Origin of the sequence: Coleofasciculus sp. FACHB-712 (genome assembly GCF_014695635.1) — a bacterium.
Taxonomy (GTDB): Bacteria; Cyanobacteriota; Cyanobacteriia; order Cyanobacteriales; family FACHB-T130; genus FACHB-T130.
In genome coordinates, this window is sequence record NZ_JACJOQ010000103.1 from 1 (window position 1) to 5,606 (window position 5,606).

The 5,606-nt window shown below is 47.5% G+C and carries 5 protein-coding genes and 2 pseudogenes; 6 read left to right on the forward strand and 1 reads right to left on the reverse strand.

The features are described 5' to 3' along the window. The 5 genes and pseudogenes from H6F50_RS02550 to H6F50_RS02570 form a co-directional block, all read left to right on the forward strand. Window positions 1–125, forward strand: a pseudogene (locus H6F50_RS02550) (sulfate ABC transporter ATP-binding protein); the annotation flags it as partial. Between the two features lie 186 nt (window positions 126–311). Further along, a complete protein-coding gene (locus H6F50_RS02555; protein ID WP_190425998.1) occupies window positions 312–617 on the forward strand; it encodes a hypothetical protein in 306 nt (101 codons plus the stop codon). A gap of 114 nt (window positions 618–731) precedes the next feature. Continuing rightward, the gene (locus tag H6F50_RS02560; protein WP_190426000.1) at window positions 732–1,448 is read left to right on the forward strand and encodes a pentapeptide repeat-containing protein; all 717 of its coding nucleotides are present in this window, start codon (window positions 732–734) and stop codon (window positions 1,446–1,448) included. Window positions 1,449–1,691: 243 nt separating this feature from the next. Further along, window positions 1,692–2,345: a peptide-methionine (S)-S-oxide reductase MsrA gene (gene msrA, locus H6F50_RS02565; RefSeq protein WP_190426002.1), complete on the forward strand. Its 654-nt coding sequence runs from the start codon at window positions 1,692–1,694 to the stop codon at window positions 2,343–2,345. A 216-nt stretch (window positions 2,346–2,561) separates the two neighbouring features. After that, a complete protein-coding gene (locus H6F50_RS02570; RefSeq protein ID WP_190426004.1) occupies window positions 2,562–3,350 on the forward strand; it encodes a tryptophan-rich sensory protein in 789 nt (262 codons plus the stop codon). A 149-nt stretch (window positions 3,351–3,499) separates the two neighbouring features. Here H6F50_RS02570 and H6F50_RS02575 read toward each other — a convergent pair whose 3' ends face one another. Continuing rightward, on the reverse strand, window positions 3,500–4,978 hold the full coding sequence (locus tag H6F50_RS02575; RefSeq protein ID WP_347277131.1) for a CoA-acylating methylmalonate-semialdehyde dehydrogenase: 1,479 nt from the start codon (window positions 4,976–4,978) through the stop codon (window positions 3,500–3,502). Between the two features lie 190 nt (window positions 4,979–5,168). Between H6F50_RS02575 and H6F50_RS26860 the strand changes: the two are divergent. Beyond that, a pseudogene (locus tag H6F50_RS26860) lies at window positions 5,169–5,396 on the forward strand (transposase); the annotation flags it as partial. Window positions 5,397–5,606: the final 210 nt, after the last annotated feature.

The window sequence follows — 5,606 nt, forward strand, 5'->3', positions numbered from 1 at the left end:
ATGTGCTGAAAGCGAGAACCCAAGCGCGAGTAGAACAACTACTAGAGTTGGTGCAATTGAACGGAATGGGCGATCGCTATCCCTTTCAACTCTCTGGAGGTCAGCGCCAACGAATAGCACTGGCACCCCAGCACAGATTACAGATTTGACTCAATATATTTCGGTTCAGATTTTGACCGATTGCAACCCAAGCGACCAGAAATTCTTAGTAATCTAAGTATTAGAACGGAAGTCCTTACTTAGTTGATTCGACCAAATCTCTATAATCATTCTTAGTCTGTGCCTTTCGTAAAACAATCCGGGAGCAGATTATGAGACTAGATGAATTGACACAGTTGATCGAACAGGAAAGATGCCCGGAGTCTCTACCTCAAGCGTTACAGGCACTGTGGTATGACAAAAAAGGAGATTGGGACAAAGCTCATCAAATTGTGCAAAATGATGCCAGTGATGCTGACAGCGCTTGGGTTCACGCCTACCTACATCGGAAAGAAGGCGACAACAGCAATGCCCGTTACTGGTATCGGCACACCGGACGACCAGAGTTTAAAGAAGACCTAAACCAAGAATGGCAGCAGATCGCAGAGGATGTGTTAAAGCGTTGCAAACCACGATGATTTGATTAGATGGGCAACAGGAGCGCGATCGCCCCTAGCGGTTTCGGGGATCTAATTACTCCACCCCCAAAGAAGCATTCGTTCAATGGGCAACGCCTGTTAGGGTAGTGATCAATGAGCGATCTAGATCGATACTACAAAGTGCTGGGACTAGAGCCTGGAGCCTCACTTGATGAAGTGAACCAGGCTTATAGGGATTTGGCTTTTATTTGGCACCCCGATCGCATCCCGAAAGATAACCCTCGGTTACAGCAAAAGGCTCAAGAAAAGCTGAAAGAGATTAATCAGGCACGCGATCGCTTGCGCTCAGTTCGACCCGGCGAAAAGAACCGAAATCCCGAACCTCCGGCACGCGATCGCGCTCATCCACCGAGTTCTTATTATCAATCTAGTTACTCCTATCAATCACCGCCTCAATCACCGCCTCAATCTCCCCCTCAATCTCACCCTCAGGCTCCTAAGCAGCAGTCCGACTTGAGCGGAGCCAACTTGAGCGGAGCTAATCTCAAAGAAAAGGACTTGTCTGGAAGAAATTTGAGCAATGCCAACCTCAGCAACGCCAACTTAAGCGATGCCTTCCTGCATAAAGTGAATCTTCAGGGAGCCAACCTGGAAAAAGCGAATCTTTTTAGAGCCAACCTGTTGCAAGCGAAGCTAAACAACGCTAACTTGCGAGAAGCTAACTTAATTGGAGCCGACCTCAGTGGAGCCGATTTGAGGGGAGCCGATTTGAGGGGAGCTAAGGTTGGGTCGCAAGACCGAGTCCTGGTTAAGTTGACTGGAGCGAACTTAGCAGGAGCAATCCTACCCGATGGCAGCATCCACGGTTAGGAAGCAGCGATACATGCTATTTGACCTTACCCCGTAAGCAGGGAGAGGAGAAGCTAGCCCCGTTTAGCTCAGCGTTTAGCTCAACAAAAAGGCAAAGAAATAGCCGCCTCTCCGTGAATGTCGAGGGGGTTGGGGGGTGAGGTTCCGGCTAACCCTACCTCCTTCCCGCTCTTCAGGGGATGCCAAAATCTTTACAATATGAAATAAGGTTAAAACGTTTATCAGAAAACAGAGTCAGAATCAATGGCGCTATTCGGATTTGGTAAAAAGCAAAGTCTGCCCACGATCGAGCAAGCATTGCCGGGACGGGCAGAACCCATGCAAGTCCCCGCTACTCACTACGTAAACGGTAATCCGCTGAAACCTCCTTTTCCCGATGGGATGGAGATGGCGATGTTTGGCTTGGGGTGTTTCTGGGGAGCAGAGCGCATATTCTGGAAGCAACCTGGGGTTTTCACCACCGCAGTTGGATATGCAGCAGGAGCCACACCAAACCCTACTTATCAAGAGGTTTGTAGTGGCATGACGGGGCACAATGAAGTGGTTTTCGTTGTGTTTGACCCAAAAGTGATTAGTTATGAAACACTCCTGAAACTCTTCTGGGAAAGCCACAATCCTACCCAAGGGATGCGCCAAGGCAATGATGTTGGCACTCAGTACCGTTCCGGGATTTATGTGTATTCAGAGAGCCAAAAGAAGCTGGCTGAAGCATCCAGAGACGCTTATCAGCAAGCCCTAAAAGCCTCCGGGTATGGGGAAATTTCCACTGAAATTCTGGATGCTCCTGAGTTCTATTACGCAGAAGCCTATCATCAGCAGTACCTCGCCAAAAACCCAAATGGGTATTGTGGACTAGGCGGGACGAACGTTACTTGTCCTGCAATGACGAACGCTTGAAATAGAAATTCTGTCTTTTAGCGATCGCTAGCAGAAATCAATATCTTGACCCGGTATGCTCTTGAGCGGGTTGGTGCGTTCGTGGCACTGGTTCCTAAAAGCGTGATGAACTTGTCTAACCTAAAATTGACAGTGGTTTGAACAGTTCTCACTCTTTAGCAAATCAGTGCCACAATTTTTGATTTTGAAAAGCCTTGAAACAGAAGCGATAACAATATGAAATCTGCCAATCAGCGCTTCGACTCAGATTTCCTCCGGTCAGTTGCAAATTTCATCGCTATTCTTGCCGCATTTGCGATTAATGTCTATGCAAATGTGGCTCCTCCCAATGGATTGACAATTGGGGAAATTTCTAATCGCTTCTTCAGTGATGTCCCCATTATCCCCGCCAACTATGCTTTTGCGATTTGGGGAGTCATTTATTTAGGTTTGATTAGTTTTGGAGTCTATCAAGTTCTACCCGCGCAAAGACAAAATCCCTATCTGCGTCGGGAAGGATATTTTTTGGTATTAGCGAGTATTGCACAAATCGCCTGGGTGTTTCTGTTCGAGTACCAACTGTTTACACTCTCAGTTGTGGCAATGCTGTTCATTTTAGTGCCCCTGATTGGGATGTATTTGCGGTTGGGAATTAGTTTAGAACGAGTTTCAAGGGTAGAAAAATGGTTAGTTCAAATTCCCTTGAGCATCTATCTAGGCTGGATTAGTGTTGCGACAATTGTAAATGTGGCAAGTACGCTTGACTATTTGGGTTGGAATGGTGGGGGCATCAGTCCTGAAATATGGACGGTAATTCTGCTGGTTGTCGCGGCAGCGATCGCTGCTACGATTACCCTAAAACGGGCGGATGTTGCCTATCCCTCCGTCATTATCTGGGCATTCGTAGCGATCGCGGTTCGTCAAGCCAGTCAACCTTTGATTGCTGTGACAGCGGTTGGATTTGCGATCGCATTAGGGTTGTTAATTTTATGGCGTCAACTGCGGCGTCCTAAGGTGGCGATTTAATCGATAAAATCCCAAAGAACCTCACCCCTACCCCTCTCCGTTAACGGAGAGGGGAAAATGCTAAAGGTTTTACGGCTTGCCGTTCCTTTGAAGGAGAGGAATTGGGGGGTAAGGTTTTTATTGTGAAATACAATGTATTGCATCAGATACTAAAACTGACGCGACCACGTTTTAGGCCAGCGTTCAACCACAACTTTTGTTTGCGTAAAGAACTGCACAGCGTCTTTCCCTTGACCGTGTAAATCGCCGTAGAAGCTATCTTTCCAACCACTAAACGGAAAGAACGCCATCGGTGCAGCGACTCCTATATTGATGCCAATATTGCCAGCTTCTGCTTCATACCGAAACTGCCGCGCTGCGGCACCACTGCTAGTAAATAAACAAGCCATATTTCCCCATTGACCGCTATTGACTAAAGCGATCGCGTCCTCAATCGTCTCCAGATGCATCACTCCTAACACCGGGCCAAAGATTTCTGTCCGAGCTAATTCGCTTTTTGGGTTGACATTTTGCAAGATTGTCGGTCGGACAAAGTTTCCCTGTTCGTAACCGGGAATTTTGGCGCTGCGTCCGTCTACTAATACCGTCGCACCTTCGTCAGCTCCTTGTTGAATTAATTGCTCAATTCGTGCTTGACTTTGACGGGTAATTACCGGACCCATTTGCACTTTCTCATCCAAGCCATAGCCAACGACTCGTGTTTGTGCCGCATTTGCGATCGCTTCCGTAAAAGTGTGCCGCGCTTCTCCCACCGTCACAGCCACAGAAGCCGCTAAACAGCGCTGTCCGGCACAGCCAAAAGCACTATCGGCGGTAATGCGAGTGGTCATTTCCATATCCGCATCTGGTAGGACAATGATGGGATTTTTCGCGCCTCCCTGACATTGCACTCGTTTCCCAAAGGCGGCGGCTTTACTGTAGACATATTGGGCAACGGGTGAAGAACCGACAAAGCTAATGGCGCGGATTGTAGAGTGTTCTAAAATTGCATCGACCACTTCTTTGGCACCATTGACCAAATTGACGACGCCTTTGGGCAATCCGGTCTTTTCTAGTAATTCAAAGACCTTTTGCATCGTCAAAGGGACTTTTTCAGAAGGCTTAAGAATGGTTGTATTGCCACAAGCGATCGCATACGGCAAAAACCAGAAGGGAATCATCCCAGGAAAATTAAACGGCGCGATGATTGCGGTCACTCCCACGGGTTGACGAATCATCATTTCGTCAATCCCACGGGCAACATCCTCCAAGTTATAACCCTGCATCAACATGGGAATCCCACAAGCGACTTCTACATTCTCAATTGCCCGTTGTAACTCTGCTTTTGACTCAGCAAACGTCTTCCCGCATTCCAGCGTAACAATGCGAGATAATTCATCTAAATGTTCTTCTAACAGAAATTTCAATTTAAATAGATATTGCACTCGTTCCGTTGCCGGGATGCGTCGCCAGTTCGGATAGGCAGCCGCAGCCGCAACAGCAGCAGCCTCTACATCGCTTGCAAGTGACAAAGGAACCTGAGTTAAGACTTCGGCAGTGGCGGGATTTACCACATCCAGGTATTCGGTGGCGCGGGAAGCACACCACTCGCCGTTAATGTAGTTAGGTAAGGGGTTTGTGAAGGACACAGAGATTTCTCCTTCCAAAGGTTTTTTCTGCATCCTACTCCCAAAAAGACCGGAACCGAAGCTTTACCGGGAAGGGTAATTTAACCTGAGTTTGGGTTAAGCAGCTTGGGGCAAAGCAAAGTCCAGATCCGACGGTTTCTTAGGCTGATGGCATTCTTGCAATCAAACCACACATCTGGTTCACCATGAGGGACAGGTGGTAATTGTTGATAACGCGACGTTCCATCATGGCGGACGCATTGCACCACTACTTGATTAGGCTGGCTTGAGGCTGTTGTATTTGCCCCTCTATTCTCCTAACCTCAATCGAATTGAGAAGTGTTGGGCTTGGCTCAAAACTCGCATTCGCCAATGCTTCTCTCACTCCAGTTCCCTCCGACACGCGAGCGAGTCTGTTCTTAGGGATGCTGTGTGCTAATACTCCTGCCGATAGGTATATATAAGACCTCTTGCGGAATTAAGAGAAATAAGCTAGATAGAGGAAGGATTAATTAACAGTTATAAACAACTAAATGAAATATAAACAAGCTTTGTCAAATTCACCATCTGACTTCAAAAGGCTGTATGGAGTGACACCAGAAACGTTTTGGGAAATGGTGCAAGTAGTGCGGGATGCCAAGCAGGGCAG

What these genes read in the sequence shown, in the direction of transcription:
- H6F50_RS02555 (WP_190425998.1), top strand. Translation starts at nt 312, where the DNA reads ATGAGACTAGATGAATTGACACAGTTGATCGAACAGGAAAGATGCCCG.
- H6F50_RS02560 (WP_190426000.1), top strand. Translation starts at nt 732, where the DNA reads ATGAGCGATCTAGATCGATACTACAAAGTGCTGGGACTAGAGCCTGGA.
- msrA (WP_190426002.1), top strand. Translation starts at nt 1,692, where the DNA reads ATGGCGCTATTCGGATTTGGTAAAAAGCAAAGTCTGCCCACGATCGAG.
- H6F50_RS02570 (WP_190426004.1), top strand. Translation starts at nt 2,562, where the DNA reads ATGAAATCTGCCAATCAGCGCTTCGACTCAGATTTCCTCCGGTCAGTT.